The sequence below is a fragment of the Colwellia sp. 1_MG-2023 genome (genome assembly GCF_030546755.1).
Lineage (GTDB): Bacteria > Pseudomonadota > Gammaproteobacteria > Enterobacterales > Alteromonadaceae > Thalassotalea_H.
On sequence record NZ_JAUOPE010000004.1, the window covers coordinates 26114 to 44225 of the forward strand.

The following is an 18112-nucleotide window of genomic DNA, read 5'->3' on the forward strand; positions in this document are numbered from 1 at the left end:
TGTGTTGCTTAAAATGATATATTTGCACTATAACGTTGCAAAATACGCAACATAAAAGTTATTCATGAGTTTAAAAAGAGTTTTTCATGGACCTTAAGTCACTAAAAATGTTTGTTCACCTTGCGCAACATTTACATTTTGGTAGAACAGCGGAAGCAAATCATGTCAGCACGTCAACGTTAAGCCGTGCAATTCAAAGACTTGAAGACGAAGTGGGTACCTCATTGTTACATCGAGACAATCGCACCGTTGTCTTAACTGAGTCCGGGAAACAGTTTCAACAGTATGCTGAGCAGCAACTTGAACAATGGCAATTGTTACAACTTTCATTGAACCAAGGACAAGAGCAGTTGCAAGGAAAACTTCATATTTATTGTTCAGTAACAGCCGCGTATAGTCACTTGCCGCCATTGCTTGAGCGTTTTAGGCAGCAACATCCTTTAGTTGAAATTATGCTCACAACCGGTGACGCTGCTGACGCCTTTGAACAAGTACAGCAACATTCGGTTGATTTGGCCATTGCTGTAAAGCCAGAAAATATTTCTCGGTTGTTTCATTTTCAGCCGCTGGCAAAAATTCCACTTTCGGTGATTGCACCAACCATGACTTGCCAAGTGCAGCAGTTAGTGAAAAAACAAACGATACTTTGGCATGAAGTGCCGATGATCTTGCCAGAGCATGGTGTTGCTCGAAAACGATTTGATTATTGGTTTCGTCGTCGGCAACAAGGCAAACCTAATATTTATGCGACGGTTTCGGGGCACGAAGCTTTGGTCAGTATGGTGGCGTTAGGCTGTGGCGTTGGAGTTGCGCCCAATGTGGTTGTGGAGAATAGTCCGGTAAAAGATCGCGTGCAATACTTGGCAAATGTCGGTGAAATAGAACCTTTTGAGTTAGGAATTTGCTCGTTAAATCAAAATAAAGAGCATGCATTGATTCAAGCATTTTTAGCCGCGATTACTAACCCAAGTTAATAATTTTTATACCGAAACTGCTTCGGTAAGATGGCGTAATATTCTGTCCATTGCACGATACGACAAGGCTTCGATAAGTTGTTGGCGTTGAATGTTCTCATCGTTTTCAAGGTCAGCGAGCGTTCGGGCAATTTTTAAAATTTTATGATGAGCGCGTGTTGATAAGCCTAGTTTTTCGACCGCTAATTCTAAAAATTCATTATCTTCTTCTGACAATTGGCAAAACTTTCTCACTTCAGCACTGGCTAATTGTGCGTTGGGTTTAGCTTGTCTTTGCAATTGAATATCACGACACGTTTTAACGCGTTGACGTATTTGTGCTGTAGTTTCATTGGTTTCAGAATTTTTACTCCACATGCCTTTCGGTAAACGGGTGACTTCAATTTGAATATCAATGCGATCAAGAAATGGCCCGGATAAACGATTTAAATAACGCAACACTTGCTCTGGTGTACTGCGGCGATCATTATAAAATCCGGTTGGGCTCGGGTTCATCGCGGCGACAAGTTGAAACTTTGCCGGATAGGTTTGTTTATGCAAAGCACGAGAAATAGTGACTTCCCCAGACTCCAAAGGTTCGCGCAGTACATCCAATACTTTTCGTTCAAATTCTGGTAATTCATCGAGAAAAAGCACGCCGTGATGAGCTAGCGAAATTTCTCCCGGTTGTGGTTGACTGCCACCTCCAACCAGTGCGGCAGAAGAGGCGGTATGATGCGGGGCTCGAAAGGGGCGTGTGTGCCATGATTGTTCATTGATCACTTGTTGGCTAATGGACTGAATGGCAGCAATTTCTAACGCTTCGTCTTCTGTCATCGGCGGTAAAATGCCAGGTAATCTGCTAGCTAACATGGTTTTTCCTGTGCCTGGAGGCCCAATGAATAACAAGTTGTGACCACCAGATGCTGCGATTTCTAGGGCTCTTTTGGCTAATGGCTGGCCAATAACATCACAAATATCTAACTTAGATTGCGTCTCACTTTGTTGTGGTGTTTTTGCGGTAACCATAGGTAATGATTGTTGTTTTAATAAGTGAGGATATAATTCGGTTAAATGGCTAAGGGCAAAAATTTTTGCTTCTTTCACCCAACTTGCTTGCTCTGCATTTTGCACCGGAATGATTAAGGTTCGATGGCTTTTCTCACATGCCATCGCCATGGGGATTTCGCCAATCACTTCCCGCAACTCACCGGAAAGGGCAAGTTCTCCGGCAAATTCATAGTTTAATAATTCTTGATGAGGAATTTGTTCTGAAGCGGCTAAAATGCCTACAGCGATAGGTAAATCAAACCGGCCGCCTTCTTTAGGTAAATCTGCCGGCGCTAAATTAATGGTGATTCGTTTGGCGGGGAATTCATATCCACAATTGATGATGGCACTTCGCACGCGATCTTTCGCTTCGCGTACGGTCGTTTCTGGCAAACCAACAATATTAAATGCTGGTAAACCATTGGCTAAATGAACTTCAACGGTGACAAGCGGTGACTCTAAACCAACACGCGCACGAGAAAAAACACAGGCAAGTGACATATAAATCCATTTATTTATCATCCTTAGGTTTTCGAAGTGTAGTTATAAATCTGTTTTTTTGCGAATTGAAATATGTTTAGTCAGGTGCCCATATAACAAAAAATTTAATAGCATAATAAAAAGGTCAGTAAAAAAGCTTGCACAATGAATTAGAGCTATGGTACTAATTTAAATAGGCTGGAAATCGCCAACAAATTTATTAGTTTTATTTAGGTTTAATGAATAAATATGCAAACAATTAGCTCAGTCATTATTAACATTCTCGTCGTCGTGATTATTCAATCACTGCGAGGTCGTTTGTTGAGCTAAAATAAAGCTAAGAGTATTAACAAACCCCTCGCTCCGAAAGGACCGAGGGGTTTTTGCTTAATTGGAAATGCAAATAGTGACATTTCATATAACCAAGTAAATCAGCGAAATAATTTTTTAATAAAGGAGAATACTAGTTAACTTTTACCATTTTTATCAATCGATTAAGATGAATAATTGTTGAATAGTTTTACTAAGCAAATGACAACCGAGAAAAAACAAACAGGCGGTTCAGTTTTATTCAATGTTTTGCAGCAGCATGGTGTTGAGCATGTTTTTGGCTACCCAGGTGGGGCCATTATGCCGATTTATGATGCGTTGTACGACAGTGACGTGCAACACTTTCTCTGTCGTCATGAACAAGGAGCTGCTTTTTCTGCGGTTGGTTATGCACGAGCCTCTGGAAAAGTGGGTGTATGCCTAGCCACTTCTGGCCCCGGCGCTACTAATTTAATTACCGGTCTTGCTGATGCTTTAGCTGATTCAATCCCAATTGTCGCCATAACGGGTCAAGTACCTACTTCTGCTATGGGGTCAGATGCTTTCCAAGAAATTGATGTGTTTGGTTTGTCATTAGCTTGTACGAAACACTCTTTCCAAGTGACGAATGTTAATGATTTACCGAAAGTTTTGCATAAAGCATTTGCTATCGCCCTTGAAGGTCGCCAAGGACCTGTTTTGGTTGATATTCCTAAAGATGTTCAGTTAGCTGAAGTAACGAACAGTCTTGAAGATTTTTCTCAATTACGCAATAAAGTAAAATTACCACCAGCCAATGTTGGCAGTGCAATCGCGCTGTTAAGTAAAGCAAAAAAACCTATTTTGTACGTGGGTGGTGGCGTTGGCATGGCCAATGCAATCGACGAATTAAGAGCGTTTTCTGAAACAACAAAAATTCCGAGTGTGTCTACGTTAAAAGGCCTAGGTGCTATTGATCCTGATGATGAAAATTACCTAGGTATGCTTGGTATGCATGGCACTAAAGCGTCTAATATTGCGGTACAAGAGTGTGATTTATTAATCGCTGTTGGCGCTCGTTTTGATGACCGTGTCACGGGTAAATTAAATGAATTTGCGCCACATGCTAAAATTATCCATTTTGATATTGATACCGCTGAAATTAATAAACGTAGAGCGGCCGATGCTGCCATATTAGGTGATTTAAAAATTAATTTACCGGCGTTAGCAATCCCGCTTTCTATTGCTGATTGGCAACAAGAATGTCAAAAAATGAAGCAAGATAACGCGTGGCGATATGATCATCCGGGTGAAAATATTTTTGCGCCTGCAGTGTTGAAAGAAATCAGTGACAAAATGCCGAAAAATGCTTGTGTTACAACCGATGTAGGCCAACATCAAATGTGGGCTGCTCAGCATATGCTTTTTAATGACCCAAGCAACTTTTTGACCAGTGGCGGTATGGGAACCATGGGCTTTGGTATTCCTGCAGCTATTGGCGCGCAAGTTAGCCGACCTACTGATTGTATTATTGCTGTTTCGGGTGATGGTTCATTTATGATGAATGTTCAAGAATTATCAACGATAAAACGTTTTCAATTACCCGTGAAAATATTACTCATTGATAACGCCAAGTTAGGTATGGTTCGTCAGTGGCAAGACTTATTCTTTAACGGTCGTTTAAGTGAAACGGATCTTTCTGATAATCCTGATTTTATTATGTTAGCGACTGCCTTTGATATTAAAGCCAAACAAATTACTAAAAAAAGTGAAGTTTCAGCTGCCGTAGAAGAGATGCTTGAGCACGATGGCCCATACTTATTGCAAGTAAAAATTGATGCTCAAGACAATGTTTGGCCTTTAGTGCCACCTAATACCGCCAATGATCAAATGATGGAGAGTATCTAATGAATCAATATCAATTAACCATCAAAGCTGATGATAAGCAGGTTGTTTTAGAGCGTATTTTACAAGTTACACGCTATCGCGGTTTTTTAATTGATGGCATAAATGCCAAGGTTAATACTGGCACTCATATAGGAACCATAATCTTAATGGTTAGAAGTGAGCGCTCAATCACGCTTTTGGTTGATCAAATTAATAAACTGATCGATATCAAAGAAGTAAAAATAGACGACGTGGTAGCGCAGTAATTTATTGATTTACACGTTATAATACTTGCGTTGAAAACACGCACTTAAAAAACAAAAAAGAATATTTTCAGGTAAATCGTAAAGTATTCTCATAGAAATATAAATTAGGAAATTAAAATGGCAAAAGTAAATGCTGAACTCATCTGGTTTAACGGTGAACTCATGCCTTGGAAAAACGCAACAGTTCATGTAATGAGCCATGCGTTACATTACGGTTCTTCTGTATTTGAAGGGATCCGTGCATATAAAACTCACAAAGGTACTTGTATTTTTCGCTTAGACGAACACATCAAACGCTTATTTGATTCGGCAAAAGTGTATCGTATGAATATTCCTTACACGCATGAAGAAGTTGTTCAGGCGTGTAAAGATGCGGTAGCAGAAAACAAGTTAGATTCTGCTTATTTGAGACCCTTAGCGTTTCTTGGTGATGTTGGCATGGGTTTACGTCCACCAACGGATGCAAAAGCTGATTTAATGGTTGCGGCATTTAGCTGGGAAGCATACTTAGGAGCAGATGCTATTGAAAATGGTGTTGATGTTGGTGTTTCAAGTTGGAACCGTTTAGCGCCTAATACTATGCCTACTGCTGCTAAAGCGGGTGGTAATTACTTATCATCACAATTGATTTCTATGGAAGCAGGTCGCCACGGTTATACCGAAGGTATCGCGTTAGATATTAATAACATGGTTAGTGAAGGGGCAGGTCAAAACTTATTTTTAGTACGCAATGGCGTTATTTACACCCCATTTAGTACGGCTTCAATTCTTCCTGGATTAACACGCGATACTGTGATGCAGCTTGCTAGAAACCTTGGCTATGAAGTGCGAGAAGAGCCTATTTCTCGTGAGTCATTATACTTAGCGGATGAATTTTTTATGACAGGTACTGCGACTGAAGTTGTGCCAGTAAAAACCGTTGATGGTATTGCTGTTGGTACAGGCTCTAGAGGACCCGTTACGAAAGCGATTCAAGAAGCCTTTTTTGGCATTTTTGATGGTTCTACCGAAATTCCAGAAGGCTGGTTAGACGCGGTTAAATAACGTCAATTAATATCGTTCACGTGTATTGAAACATCATGCTGTACACGTGAACAATTTCACTATTTAGCAACCAAATATACAGATAAAAATGAGTTTTATTTTTAAAGCAGCTAAATGGCTTTTTTCAAAATAAAATTTTTCAACTTCATCAATCAGGATATAAATCATGCCTAAATTAAGATCAGCAACTTCTACTCAAGGCCGTAATATGGCAGGCGCTCGTGCATTATGGCGCGCTACAGGTATGACTGACGGCGATTTTGGCAAACCTATTGTTGCTGTAGTTAATTCATTTACTCAATTTGTGCCTGGTCATGTCCATCTAAAAGATATGGGGCAGTTAGTCGCTGGTGCTATTGAAGAAGCAGGCGGCGTCGCCAAAGAATTTAATACTATTGCTGTTGATGACGGTATCGCTATGGGCCATAGCGGTATGTTGTATAGTTTACCCTCTCGCGATTTAATTGCTGACTCAGTGGAATACATGGTTAATGCCCATTGTGCCGATGCCATGGTGTGTATTTCAAACTGTGACAAAATTACTCCGGGCATGTTAATGGCGGCAATGCGTTTAAATATTCCGGTTATTTTCGTATCAGGTGGCCCAATGGAAGCGGGTAAAACTAAGCTTTCTGATCAAATTATTAAACTCGATTTAGTTGATGCCATGATCAAAGGTGCGGATCCAACCGTTTCCGATGAAGATTCAGACAAAGTTGAACGTTCAGCATGCCCAACGTGTGGCTCATGTTCAGGCATGTTCACAGCAAACTCGATGAATTGTTTAGCAGAAGCATTAGGATTAGCCCTTCCGGGTAACGGTTCAATGCTAGCGACCCATGCCGATCGTGAACAATTATTTTTAAAAGCGGGTAAGCAAATTGTTGAATTAACTAAACGTTATTATCAAGATAATGACGAATCAGCTTTACCGCGAAATATTGCGAGTAAAGAAGCTTTACACAATGCCATGTGTTTAGACATCGCTATGGGTGGCTCAACCAATACTATTTTGCATTTGTTAGCGACGGCCCAAGAAGCAGAAGTTGATTACACCATGGAAGACATGGACAAGTTATCACGCATTGTCCCGCAATTATGTAAAGTTGCTCCTTCAACTCCAAAATATCATATGGAAGATGTACATCGCGCTGGTGGTGTAATTGGTATTTTAGGTGAGTTGGCACGTGCTAACTTGTTAAATACTGATGTACCGAATATTTTAGGTACTTCACTTGCTGATGTCATTGCTAAATATGATATCAAAGTAACGGACGATGAAGACGTTAAAAAATTCTACCGTGCTGGTCCTGCGGGCATTCGAACGACTAAAGCCTTTAGTCAAGATTGTCGTTGGGATACCTTAGATGACGATCGTGAAAATGGTTGTATTCGCAATATTGAAAATGCTTTTTCTACTGAAGGCGGCTTAGCGGTACTTTCAGGTAATATTGCCGTCGATGGTTGTGTGGTTAAAACTGCGGGTGTGAGTGATGACAACCTAACATTCACAGGTCCTGCTCATATTTTTGAAAGCCAAGATGCTGCGGTTGCCGGTATTTTGGATGGAAAAGTTGTCGCAGGTGAAGTGGTTGTTATTCGTTACGAGGGGCCAAAAGGTGGCCCTGGTATGCAAGAAATGTTGTATCCAACCACTTACCTTAAATCGATGGGATTAGGGAAAGCTTGTGCACTCTTAACCGATGGTCGTTTTTCTGGTGGTACTTCAGGTTTATCGATTGGTCACGTTTCCCCTGAAGCTGGAAGTGGTGGTACAATCGCTTTAGTAGAGCAAGGCGATATTATTGAAATTGATATTCCTAATCGTTCCATTAAATTGGCGGTTTCTGATGAAGAATTGACGGCTCGACGTGAAGCGATGAATGCTAAAGGTAAAGATGCTTGGAAGCCGGTTAACCGTGAGCGCCCGATCAGTTACGCACTTAAAAACTATGCGATGTTAGCCACTAGTGCCGATAAAGGTGCGGTGCGCAATCGTGCTTTACTTGATGGTGAAGAGTCGAATGACTGAAGCTGAAAGTCAAGCAATGCAAGGCGAAGGGCTTGAATACCTTCGTCGCATTTTATTAGCTCCTGTATATGATGTTGCGGTTGAGACAGATTTAACTCCTTTAACCAAACTCTCCTCTCGTTTAGGTAATCAAATTTTCTTAAAAAGAGAAGACCAACAACCGGTTCATTCATTTAAATTACGTGGTGCTTATAATAAGCTTGCTAATTTAGAAGAAGCTCAATGTATTCATGGGGTTATTGCGGCATCTGCGGGTAATCATGCGCAAGGTTTAGCCCTTGCCGCGCATAAGTTAGGCATAAAAGCGACCATTGTCATGCCTATTACTACACCAGATATTAAAGTGGATAATGTTCGCCGTTTTGGCGCGGATGTTCGATTAGTTGGCAAGAGTTTTAATGAAGCACAAGCGGCTTCAGTTGAATATGCCGAACGTGAAAATAAAACCATTATTCATCCGTTTGACGATAAAGATGTGATTGCTGGACAAGGCACTGTTGCTAAAGAATTACTGCAACAACAACCGAAAACTGATGTGGTATTTGTGCCTGTTGGCGGTGGTGGCTTATTGGCTGGCATGGCTGTTTATCTTAAGCAACTTCAACCGAATATTAAGGTGATTGGCGTTGAAGCGGAAGATTCTGCTTGTTTACAAGCGGCTTTGTCGGCTGGAAAACCTGTTGATTTAGCGCAAGTTGGATTGTTTGCTGATGGTGTTGCGGTAAAACGAATTGGTACGCATACCTTCAGTTTAATTCAACAATATTGTGATGAAGTGATCACAGTAAACACCGATGAAATTTGTGCCTCGATAAAAGATATTTTTGAACAGACTCGTGTTATTGCCGAACCTGCGGGTGCGCTCTCGTTAGCTGGCTTACAGAAATATTGTAAAACCAGTGAGGGTGAAGAGTCATTAGTGGCGATTCTTTCTGGCGCAAACATGAATTTTCATACATTACGGTATGTCTCTGAGCGTTGTGAATTAGGTGAACAAAAAGAAGCGGTGTTAGCCGTGACTATTCCTGAAGAAAAAGGCAGTTTCCGTAAGTTCTGTCATGCATTAAATGGACGCGTGATCACCGAATTTAATTATCGTCATACGGCAGAAAATAAAGAAAATAGCGCCAATATTTTTGTTGGCGTTAGAACCGGTGGTGAGCAAGAACGCGATCAATTGTTAACTTCGTTAGCAGAGCAAAGTTATCAGGCGACGGATCTAACTGAAAACGAATTAGCCAAATTACATGTAAGATACATGGTTGGTGGGTTAAATCCGACTGATAGCCAAGAACGTATTTTTCGTTTTCAGTTTCCTGAATATCCAGGAGCGCTTGAAAAATTTCTTGATACCTTAGGCGAGCATTGGAATATCAGTTTATTTCATTATCGAAACCATGGTGCCGCTTTTGGCCAAGTATTAGCCGGCTTTGAAGTTGCGAATGATGAGCAGTTAGATTTTTTTAATCACTTAAAAGATCTCGGCTATCAATGGCAAGAAGAAACGGAAAATGAAGCTTATCAAACATTTTTATCATAGAAATAAAAACGCGTTTCTATGCTAAATATTACATTGAATATTAACGCTTAGTCCTAACATGGCTAAGTGTTTTTCTTCCGCCACAAGCTCATCAGCAATTAAAGGGTGCTCTGCTAACCAATCTTTCGGTAAGCATAAATTTATCTGGTTATTTTCGTCCACTGATGATTGATAATGCGGTAAAACATCATCTTTTCTTAAGCGACATAAAATAATAGATAAGCGCAATATCGCCAATAAGTAGCTGGCGGTTTGAGGGTCAGTGACGGATTGTTTTAATAAGCTGACATCAATATCGCCTTTATAGAGTTTAACAAAGGCTTTCAGCAATTGACGATCCGCTTGATCAAATCCTGGTAATTCAGCATTTTCAATTATATAAGCACTATGTTTTTGGTGATGCTTAAACTCTAATAATAAGCCTATTTCATGTAAGTCGCAGCTGATCAGTAACAACTCATAGCTATTATCTTTATGTAATTGCCATGCAGGAGATAAGCTTTGAAACAGTGATGCTACTTGTGCTTTGACACGATACGCGTGTTGTTCGTCAACATGGTATCGATGCATTAATGAAAGGGCGGTACGTTTTCTAATACTCACTTTTTTATTACATGGCAGCATTTCATACAGAAGGCCTTCACGTAACGCGCCACAAGAAAGTTGCAATTGCTCAATAGCAAAACTTTCAAAAATGGCGATTAATATCGACAGACCGCTAGCAATAACTGGCGTTCTTTCGCTAGTTAAGCCCGCAATATTGATATTATTGACTGACTGATTTGCAATAAGTTGCTGCTGAATTTCTTTGAGAAAGTGATAAGAAATAATGCTGGGTCTGTTTTGAAACAGTAATACTTCAGCTAGGGCTTGCATGGTACCTGAACCACCCAATACGCTTTGCCAGCCTATCGATGAATAAGGGGCTATTAATGGCAATAAGATTTTCTTGGCGGCGGCAATTGCTTGGTCGAAGTTTACTTGTGTTAATAAACCATCAGCAAAAAATTGACGATTAAAGGTGACGCAGCCAATATCAAGGCTAGTTATTTTTTGAGGTTGAAATCCTGTGCCAACAACCAGTTCGGTACTGGCGCCACCTATATCAATGACAAAGCGTTTTTCTTGGCAACAACTGGTATGTGCAACACCAAGGTAAATTAATTCAGCTTCTTGCTCACCTGATATGAGTTTAATTGCTTGACCAAGTACTTTATTAGCTCGATGGATAAAATCTTGGCTGTTTTGAGCAAGTCTCAGGGTGGCGGTTGCGACAATGCGAACATTTTCTGTGGGAATGTCTTGTAAGCGTTCGGCAAAAAAACTTAAACATTCTAAGCCGCGTGCCATCGCTTCTTCACTTAAAATATTGTCACTGTTTAGTCCTGCCGCTAAACGAACTTTTCTTTTAACCTTGTCGACAACTTGCACACTGTCAGCAAGTTGTCGGGTGATCATCATATGAAAGCTGTTTGAGCCTAAATCTATGATGGCATACAAAGGTGAATCTGTAGGGTTATTGCTAATCAACGCTACACCTAAATGTTATCTACGGTTGCGATTGCCACCTGTTCTACCACGGTTTTGACCACCATTATGTGGTTTATGGCGACGTTGGCGAGGCTTAGGTTTCGGGAAGTCAGTAATTAATGATTCATGATCATATTTACTGACCGGTAAGGTGTGCTCGATATAGGTTTCAATAGCGGGTAAATTGAACACATATTCTTCACAAGCAAAACTAATAGCATGACCGGTTGCACCCGCTCGGCCAGTACGACCAATCCGATGCACATAATCTTCACAGTCATCAGGCAAGTCATAGTTAAATACATGCGTCACTTGTGGAATATGTAAACCACGTGCAGCAACGTCTGTCGCCACTAATACATCAAGTTGACCATTGGTAAATTGCTCTAATATTTTTAGACGACGTTTTTGAACTACATCGCCCGTTAGTAGCCCAACACGGACTTTATCTGCGTCTAAATGCGCATGAATATTTTCACAGCTATGTTTGGTATTGGCAAAAATAATGGCTTTTTCTGGCCAGTCTTCTTCAATAAGCGTTTGCAGCAAATTCATTTTATCTTCGTTAGAAGGATAAAAAAGCTCTTCTGAGATACGCAAGTTGGTTTTTTGCTCAGGTTCAACTTCCACACTTACAGGGTCATTCATATGTTCAAAGGCAAGCTCTTTGACACGAAATGACAAGGTGGCAGAAAACAACATACTTAATCGTTCTGTTGCCGCTGGCATACGATTAAACATATAACGAATATCTTTGATAAAGCCTAAATCGAACATGCGATCGGCTTCATCTAGCACGACAACTTCGATGTGCTTTAAGTTGTATATGCCTTGCTTCATATAATCGAGTAATCGACCACATGTGCCGATTAAAATATCGACGCCTGCTTCCAATTCTTGACGTTGGCTGTCATAACCTTCACCGCCATAAACAACGCCTAAGCGAAGGCCAGTACTTTTAGCCATTTCTAGAGCATCGCGATGAATTTGAATGGCAAGCTCTCGAGTTGGTGCCATTATTAAGGCTCTTGGCTGTTTTTCAACTTTGGCTGTTTTTTGCAATAAGTGGTGAAAGGTTGCTGCTAAAAAGGCAATAGTTTTACCTTCGCCTGTTTGCGCTTGTCCGGCGATATCTTTGCCTTCAAGTAATACAGGTAAAGATTTTGCTTGTATGGTTGTGCATTGTTCAAAGCCCATGGCATTTAATCCGGCAACGACTTGAGGTGCTAAATTAAGCTCTGTGAACTTTGTATCTGATAAGTGTGTATTATTCATGGCGCTAAGCTTAACAGGTTATCTGGTTAATAAATACTATCTCGATAATGCGATTGTATAAATTTTAACAAATGTAGTTTTTGATCATGAAAAAACTATCAAAAGCGTGATAGATTATGTGAATAGTGCAAGACTATTGGTAATTCATTTTGTTGCGGGTATAATCCTGCTCAGTTTGGCGATAAATGCCACCATTAACGGAGAGAAAAATGAGCGATAAAATTGTTCAGTTATCAGATGACAGCTTTGAAGCTGATGTATTAACCGCATCAGGCTTAGTTTTGGTTGATTTTTGGGCTGAATGGTGTGGTCCATGTAAAATGATTGCGCCTTTATTAAATGACATTGCAGACGAATATGCAGGTCAAGTGACTGTTGGTAAATTAAACATTGATCAAAACGAGGCAACACCACCTAAATATGGTATTCGTGGTATCCCAACGCTTTTATTGTTTAAAGATGGCGTTGTAGCCGATACCAAAGTTGGTGCTTTATCAAAAACTCAATTAAAAGAGTTTATCGATAACAACTTATAATGATAAAAAGGCTCGTTTGATACGGGTCTTTTTGTTAAACGGCTTTTGATTATTAAATAACCAAAGAAATATTTTGTTACTTTACCTATTGGATATTTAGTGCTAACTTTATATCTCAACGGAAAAATAACATTTCTAAATTCAAATTCTATCCATTAAAACTATGCCAAATTGGCAAACTCAAACAACGTTAAACATCTAAGAACCTCTAATATGAATCTTACCGAACTCAAAGAAAAATCCATCAGTGAACTTGTAAAATTAGCTGAATCAATGAAACTTGAGCATCTTGCTCGTAATCGTAAACAAGATATTATTTTTGCTATATTAAAAGCCCATGCTAAAAGCGGCGAAGATATTTTTGGTGGTGGTGTACTTGAAATCCTTCAAGATGGTTTCGGCTTTTTACGATCTGCAGATTCATCATACTTAGCCGGTCCAGATGATATTTATGTATCACCAAGCCAAATTCGCCGTTTCAGTATGCGCACCGGTGATACGATTCACGGAAAGATTCGTCCCCCGAAAGATGGCGAACGTTATTTTGCCTTATTAAAAGTGAATGAAGTTAACTTTGATAAACCTGAAAACTCTCGCAATAAAATTCTTTTCGAAAACTTAACACCAATTCATCCAAATCAACGAGTAACAATGGAACGCGGTAACGGTTCTACTGAAGATATTACTGCTCGAGTATTGGATTTAGCTTCTCCTATTGGTAAAGGTCAACGTGGTTTAATTGTTGCGCCACCAAAAGCAGGTAAAACACTTTTACTACAAAACATTGCGCAAAGTATTGCTTATAATCACCCTGAATGTGAGTTAATGGTGTTGCTGATTGATGAGCGTCCTGAAGAAGTGACCGAGATGCAACGTTTGGTGAAAGGTGAAGTGGTTGCTTCAACATTTGATGAGCCTGCCAACCGTCACGTTCAAGTCGCAGAAATGGTGATTGAAAAAGCGAAACGTTTAGTTGAGCATAAAAAAGATGTGGTTATCTTACTTGATTCAATCACTCGTTTAGCGCGTGCATATAATACGGTGATCCCTTCATCAGGTAAGATATTAACCGGTGGTGTTGATGCGAATGCTTTGCATCGTCCGAAGCGATTCTTTGGTGCGGCGCGTAACATTGAAGAAGGTGGAAGCTTAACCATTATCGCCACAGCCCTAGTAGATACTGGTTCTAAAATGGATGAAGTTATTTACGAAGAATTTAAAGGTACCGGTAATATGGAATTACACCTTTCTCGTAAAATTGCTGAGAAGCGTGTTTTCCCTGCTATTCATTTTAACCGCAGTGGCACGCGTCGCGAAGAGAAATTAACTAAGCCAGATGAACTGCAAAAAATGTGGATATTACGCAAAATTGTTCATGAAATGGGTGAAATTGACGCCATGGAGTTTATGATTGATAAACTTGCCATGACAAAAACTAATAACGATTTCTTTGATTCGATGAAACGTAAGTAATCAGTTTTACTGATAAAGCAATGATAAAAGCGTTAGTTGAAAAACTAACGCTTTTTTTTGCTGAAAATATGAAGACTTTAAAGCCTGTCGCTCGTTTTTTATACGACAAATAGCCGTAGATATTGTAGAATGTGGTTTTTACAATCTTTGCTAGTGGTGTTGGGCATGCTGCGGAATTTTTTGAGTTGTATTTTTCTGTTGTTTATTCAATTAAGCGCTATTTTTGTCTTCGCACAAGAACCACTAAGCCAATCAACTTTTGATAATCCACTTATTATTAAAGTAGTCACAGAAGATTCTTACCCCATTCAATATATTGAACAGGGCATTATATTAGGCCCAGCAACTGATTTAGTTAAAGCTGTGCTTGAAGAAGCCAAACTGGAGTATTCAATAGAAATGCTGCCTTGGGCAAGAGCTTATAAAATTGCATTAACTCAACCAAACACGTTAATTTACTCGTTAGCCAGAACTGATCAGCGAGAGAAGCAATTTCAATGGATAGGTAGTGTATTACGTTTAAATTTTTATTTGGTGGGTATGGAGTCGTTAACCTTACCTTCGCCAGTTACTTTGGAGTCACTCAAAAAACTCAAAATTGGTGTTATACGCGATAGTGCTACTGAGCAGTATTTAATCTCGCAAGGTTTTAAAAACTTGTATAGCGTTAGTAAGCCATCACAAAGTATTAATATGTTAAAACTTGGACGAATTGATTTATTTCCAACAAACTATTCAAGTTTTCAATTGTCATGCTTACATTTGAAAGTTGATTGCCAACAAATAAAACCGTTTTATCATTTAGAAGAACTATCAACGTCACTATATTTTGCCTTAAGTAATCAAACAGATAATGAGGTTGTTAATAAAATAACATCAGCATATCAAAGGATTACACAACGTTCTGATTATTAGAGTGACTTAAGTTCAGCTAATAATGATGTCTTTAATGTACATATCAGTATAATAACGAAAAATTCTCAGTAAAAACGATAATGAAATACAGTGATTTAAGAGATTTTATCGCCCAGCTCGAAAAATTGGGCCAGTTAAAGCGTATTACACAACCAATATCTACTCATTTAGTGATGACGGAGATCAGTGATCGAACCTTACGTCAAGAAGGTCCTGCGCTGTTATTCGAAAATCCGGTAAATGAGCATGGCGAACCAAGTGGTGTGCCCGTGCTTACTAATCTATTTGGTACGCCTGAACGGGTTGCATTAGCTATGGGGCAAGAAGATGTAAATGCCCTTCGAGATGTTGGTAAGTTACTAGCAACCCTTAAAGAGCCTGAGCCTCCAAAGGGCTTTCGTGATGCAATGGATAAGTTGCCTTTGTATAAGCAAGTGCTCAATATGCCGGTAAAAGTCATTAAAAAGCCGCTTTGCCAGCAGCAAGTATTTAGTGGTGATGACGTTGATTTAACTAAGTTACCGATTCAAAAATGTTGGCCAGGTGATGTTGCTCCTCTTATTACGTGGGGGTTAACGGTAACACGTGGTCCTCATAAAGAGCGTCAAAACTTAGGTATTTATCGTCAACAATTAATTGCCAAAAACAAAATAATTATGCGCTGGTTATCACATCGTGGTGGCGCGTTAGACTTTCAAGAATTTAAAAAAGAAAACCCCGGTGAAAATTATCCGGTTTCTGTAGCCTTAGGAGCTGATCCTGCAACCATTTTAGGTGCAGTAACCCCTGTACCTGATACGCTTTCAGAATATGCTTTTGCGGGTTTGCTAAGAGGTGCGAAAACAGAAGTCGCGAAATGTATTAGTAATGATTTAGAAGTACCGGCAACGGCTGAGATTATTTTAGAAGGCTATATTAACCCTAATGAAATGGCACCTGAAGGTCCATATGGCGATCATACCGGTTACTATAATGAAGTAGATGATTTTCCAGTCATGACAGTGACGCATATCACGCAACGAAAAGACCCTATTTATCACAGCACTTATACAGGTCGTCCGCCTGATGAGCCGGCAATTTTAGGTGTTGCACTTAACGAAGTGTTTGTGCCAATTTTGCAAAAACAATTCCCAGAGATTCAGGATTTTTATTTGCCACCAGAGGGATGTTCATATCGTTTAGCTGTGGTCACTATTAAGAAGCAATACGCGGGACATGCGAAAAGAGTGATGATGGGCGTTTGGTCATTCCTTCGTCAGTTTATGTATACTAAGTTTGTTATCGTGTGTGATGACGATGTGAACGCCCGTGATTGGAAAGATGTCATTTGGGCGATGACCACTCGCATGGATCCTAGTAGAGACACTGTATTAATTGAAAATACCCCAATTGATTATTTAGATTTTGCCTCGCCAGTTTCAGGACTTGGTTCAAAAATGGGAATGGATGCGACCAATAAATGGCCGGGTGAAACAAATCGAGAATGGGGAGAGCCCATAGTGATGGATGAAAGCGTCAAAAACGCAGTAGATGAACTTTGGAATGAACTCAATATTTTTGAGTAACGCAAAATATTTAAAATTTAACAGCTTTGAGCTGTGATATATAGGTTAATAAATGAAAGAAATACAGTGTCAGGTTCAGTCAATAACGGCATTAACTGAATATGTTTATAAAGTGTTATTAAAGCCGGCTGAACAAGTTGCTTTTTTACCGGGACAATACTTGAATTTTGTCATGAGCGATGAAGATAAAAGACCATTTTCTATCGCTAGTTCGCCAGGTGATGAGCTGATTGAATTACAAATTGGTGCTTTTGGTGCTGATAGTTATCCAATGCAAGTAATTGAGCGTATTAAAGAAAACTCTCATGTTACTATCGAAATGCCTCTAGGAAATGCTGCCTTAATTACTGACAGTGAACGACCAGCATTATTAATTGCCGGCGGCACAGGATTTTCTTATATAAAGTCAATGTTTGAGTATTTAGCTAAACAAGAATCAACCAGAGAAATCCTGGTTTATTGGGGATTACGTGACCCAAGCGCTTGTTATGAGCTAGATAAAACAACTGCAACGATTAATACCTTACCTCACGGAAAATTTAATCCTGTTGTTGAAACGCCTCATGATGATTGGCAAGGTAGAATCGGTATGGTGCATAAAGTCGTAATGAAAGATATTGATAACCTAGGTGATTATGATATTTATATTGCCGGCCGATTTGATATGGTAGGCGCAGTTCGCGATGACTTTATTGCACGCGGAGCAAATATCAATCATTTGTATGGTGATGCCTTCGCCTATATTTGATTGGCGTTGGAACAAAAATTTAGCATATTAAGCCACTATTCATAGGTGGCTTTTTTTCGCATAAAATAAATTTTAGTCGTTTAGCTAGTAAAAGCCGATATTCGCCCTCATAATATTCCGGTTATATTTGTAGATATTAATACTGTGATTACTACGTCTATAGGTTGCGAAGCTTTTTTGACATTGATAAAAGTATTGATTCTCTAATCAAACGTGCCGGCCTTTTAGGCGGTAATTAACTACTGACAAAATTTTGTTGAAAAAGGAAAATAAAATGAGTAAAAACAAGGGGAAACGTAGTAATAATTCTACGTTAACAAGTCAAACAGATGTTGGGCGTGGCTCAATTAAAGATAACTTTTTAGCCGCTATCGTGACGTCAAAAATGTATAAGTTACAAGTTGTTAAAGCGAAAAAAGGTAAAGGCTCTTTTCAGCGTAAAGAAAAGCATAAAGGCAGTTACAAAGGGCAAGACTCTTATTTAATGGTCGTTTAATTTATTATCATTTAATGATATGTAAGCGTTTATT

General features: G+C 39.5%; 15 protein-coding genes. 12 read left to right on the forward strand and 3 right to left on the reverse strand.

Features of this window, described 5'->3' with window-relative positions:
* Positions 1-86: 86 nt before the first annotated feature.
* Positions 87-974, forward strand: coding sequence for an HTH-type transcriptional activator IlvY (gene ilvY, locus Q4493_RS05540; RefSeq protein ID WP_303450058.1), 888 nt, complete (start codon positions 87-89; stop codon positions 972-974).
* A 6-nt stretch (positions 975-980) separates the two neighbouring features.
* Here the strand turns inward: ilvY and Q4493_RS05545 are convergent, their stop codons facing one another.
* Entirely contained in the window at positions 981-2504 is a 1524-nt protein-coding gene (locus Q4493_RS05545; protein ID WP_303450060.1) for a YifB family Mg chelatase-like AAA ATPase, read from the reverse strand.
* Between the two features lie 510 nt (positions 2505-3014).
* Between Q4493_RS05545 and ilvG the strand changes: the two genes are divergently transcribed.
* The 5 genes from ilvG (at position 3015) to ilvA (ending at position 9540) form a co-directional block, all read left to right on the forward strand.
* Positions 3015-4679, forward strand: coding sequence for an acetolactate synthase 2 catalytic subunit (gene ilvG, locus Q4493_RS05550; RefSeq protein WP_303450759.1), 1665 nt, complete (start codon positions 3015-3017; stop codon positions 4677-4679).
* Positions 4679-4924 carry an acetolactate synthase 2 small subunit gene (gene ilvM, locus Q4493_RS05555; protein WP_303450063.1) on the forward strand — a complete coding sequence of 82 codons (246 nt, stop codon included), beginning with the start codon at positions 4679-4681 and terminating at the stop codon, positions 4922-4924. The genes ilvG and ilvM overlap by 1 nt, the downstream gene beginning before the upstream one ends.
* Positions 4925-5041: 117 nt before the next feature.
* Entirely contained in the window at positions 5042-5968 is a 927-nt protein-coding gene (locus Q4493_RS05560; RefSeq protein WP_303450065.1) for a branched-chain amino acid transaminase, read from the forward strand.
* A 166-nt stretch (positions 5969-6134) separates the two neighbouring features.
* Entirely contained in the window at positions 6135-8000 is a 1866-nt protein-coding gene (gene ilvD, locus Q4493_RS05565; RefSeq protein ID WP_303450067.1) for a dihydroxy-acid dehydratase, read from the forward strand.
* Positions 7993-9540: a threonine ammonia-lyase, biosynthetic gene (gene ilvA, locus Q4493_RS05570; protein WP_303450071.1), complete on the forward strand. Its 1548-nt coding sequence runs from the start codon at positions 7993-7995 to the stop codon at positions 9538-9540. Before ilvD ends, ilvA begins: the two co-directional genes overlap by 8 nt.
* A 21-nt stretch (positions 9541-9561) precedes the next feature.
* Here the strand turns inward: ilvA and Q4493_RS05575 are convergent, their stop codons facing one another.
* Complete coding sequence (locus Q4493_RS05575) at positions 9562-11070, reverse strand: guanosine-5'-triphosphate,3'-diphosphate pyrophosphatase (RefSeq protein ID WP_303450073.1); 1509 nt, start codon at positions 11068-11070, stop codon at positions 9562-9564.
* Positions 11071-11085: 15 nt separating this feature from the next.
* Positions 11086-12345 (reverse strand): ATP-dependent RNA helicase RhlB, encoded by a 1260-nt coding sequence (rhlB, locus tag Q4493_RS05580; protein ID WP_303450076.1) that lies wholly within the window; start codon positions 12343-12345, stop codon positions 11086-11088.
* A gap of 209 nt (positions 12346-12554) precedes the next feature.
* Between rhlB and trxA the strand changes: the two genes are divergently transcribed.
* The 6 genes from trxA (at position 12555) to arfA (ending at position 18078) form a co-directional block, all read left to right on the forward strand.
* The gene (gene trxA, locus Q4493_RS05585) at positions 12555-12881 is read left to right on the forward strand and encodes a thioredoxin TrxA (RefSeq protein ID WP_303450078.1); all 327 of its coding nucleotides are present in this window, start codon (positions 12555-12557) and stop codon (positions 12879-12881) included.
* 213 nt (positions 12882-13094) lie between these two features.
* Positions 13095-14354, forward strand: a complete 1260-nt coding sequence (gene rho, locus Q4493_RS05590) for a transcription termination factor Rho (RefSeq protein WP_303450080.1) — start codon at positions 13095-13097, stop codon at positions 14352-14354.
* Positions 14355-14519: 165 nt separating this feature from the next.
* The gene (locus Q4493_RS05595; protein ID WP_303450084.1) at positions 14520-15269 is read left to right on the forward strand and encodes an ABC transporter substrate-binding protein; all 750 of its coding nucleotides are present in this window, start codon (positions 14520-14522) and stop codon (positions 15267-15269) included.
* Between the two features lie 80 nt (positions 15270-15349).
* Positions 15350-16834 carry a 4-hydroxy-3-polyprenylbenzoate decarboxylase gene (ubiD, locus tag Q4493_RS05600; RefSeq protein WP_303450087.1) on the forward strand — a complete coding sequence of 495 codons (1485 nt, stop codon included), beginning with the start codon at positions 15350-15352 and terminating at the stop codon, positions 16832-16834.
* A gap of 52 nt (positions 16835-16886) precedes the next feature.
* Entirely contained in the window at positions 16887-17582 is a 696-nt protein-coding gene (gene fre / locus Q4493_RS05605) for an NAD(P)H-flavin reductase (RefSeq protein WP_303450089.1), read from the forward strand.
* A gap of 274 nt (positions 17583-17856) precedes the next feature.
* Positions 17857-18078: an alternative ribosome rescue factor ArfA gene (gene arfA, locus Q4493_RS05610; protein WP_303450091.1), complete on the forward strand. Its 222-nt coding sequence runs from the start codon at positions 17857-17859 to the stop codon at positions 18076-18078.
* The last annotated feature ends 34 nt before the right edge of the window (positions 18079-18112 follow it).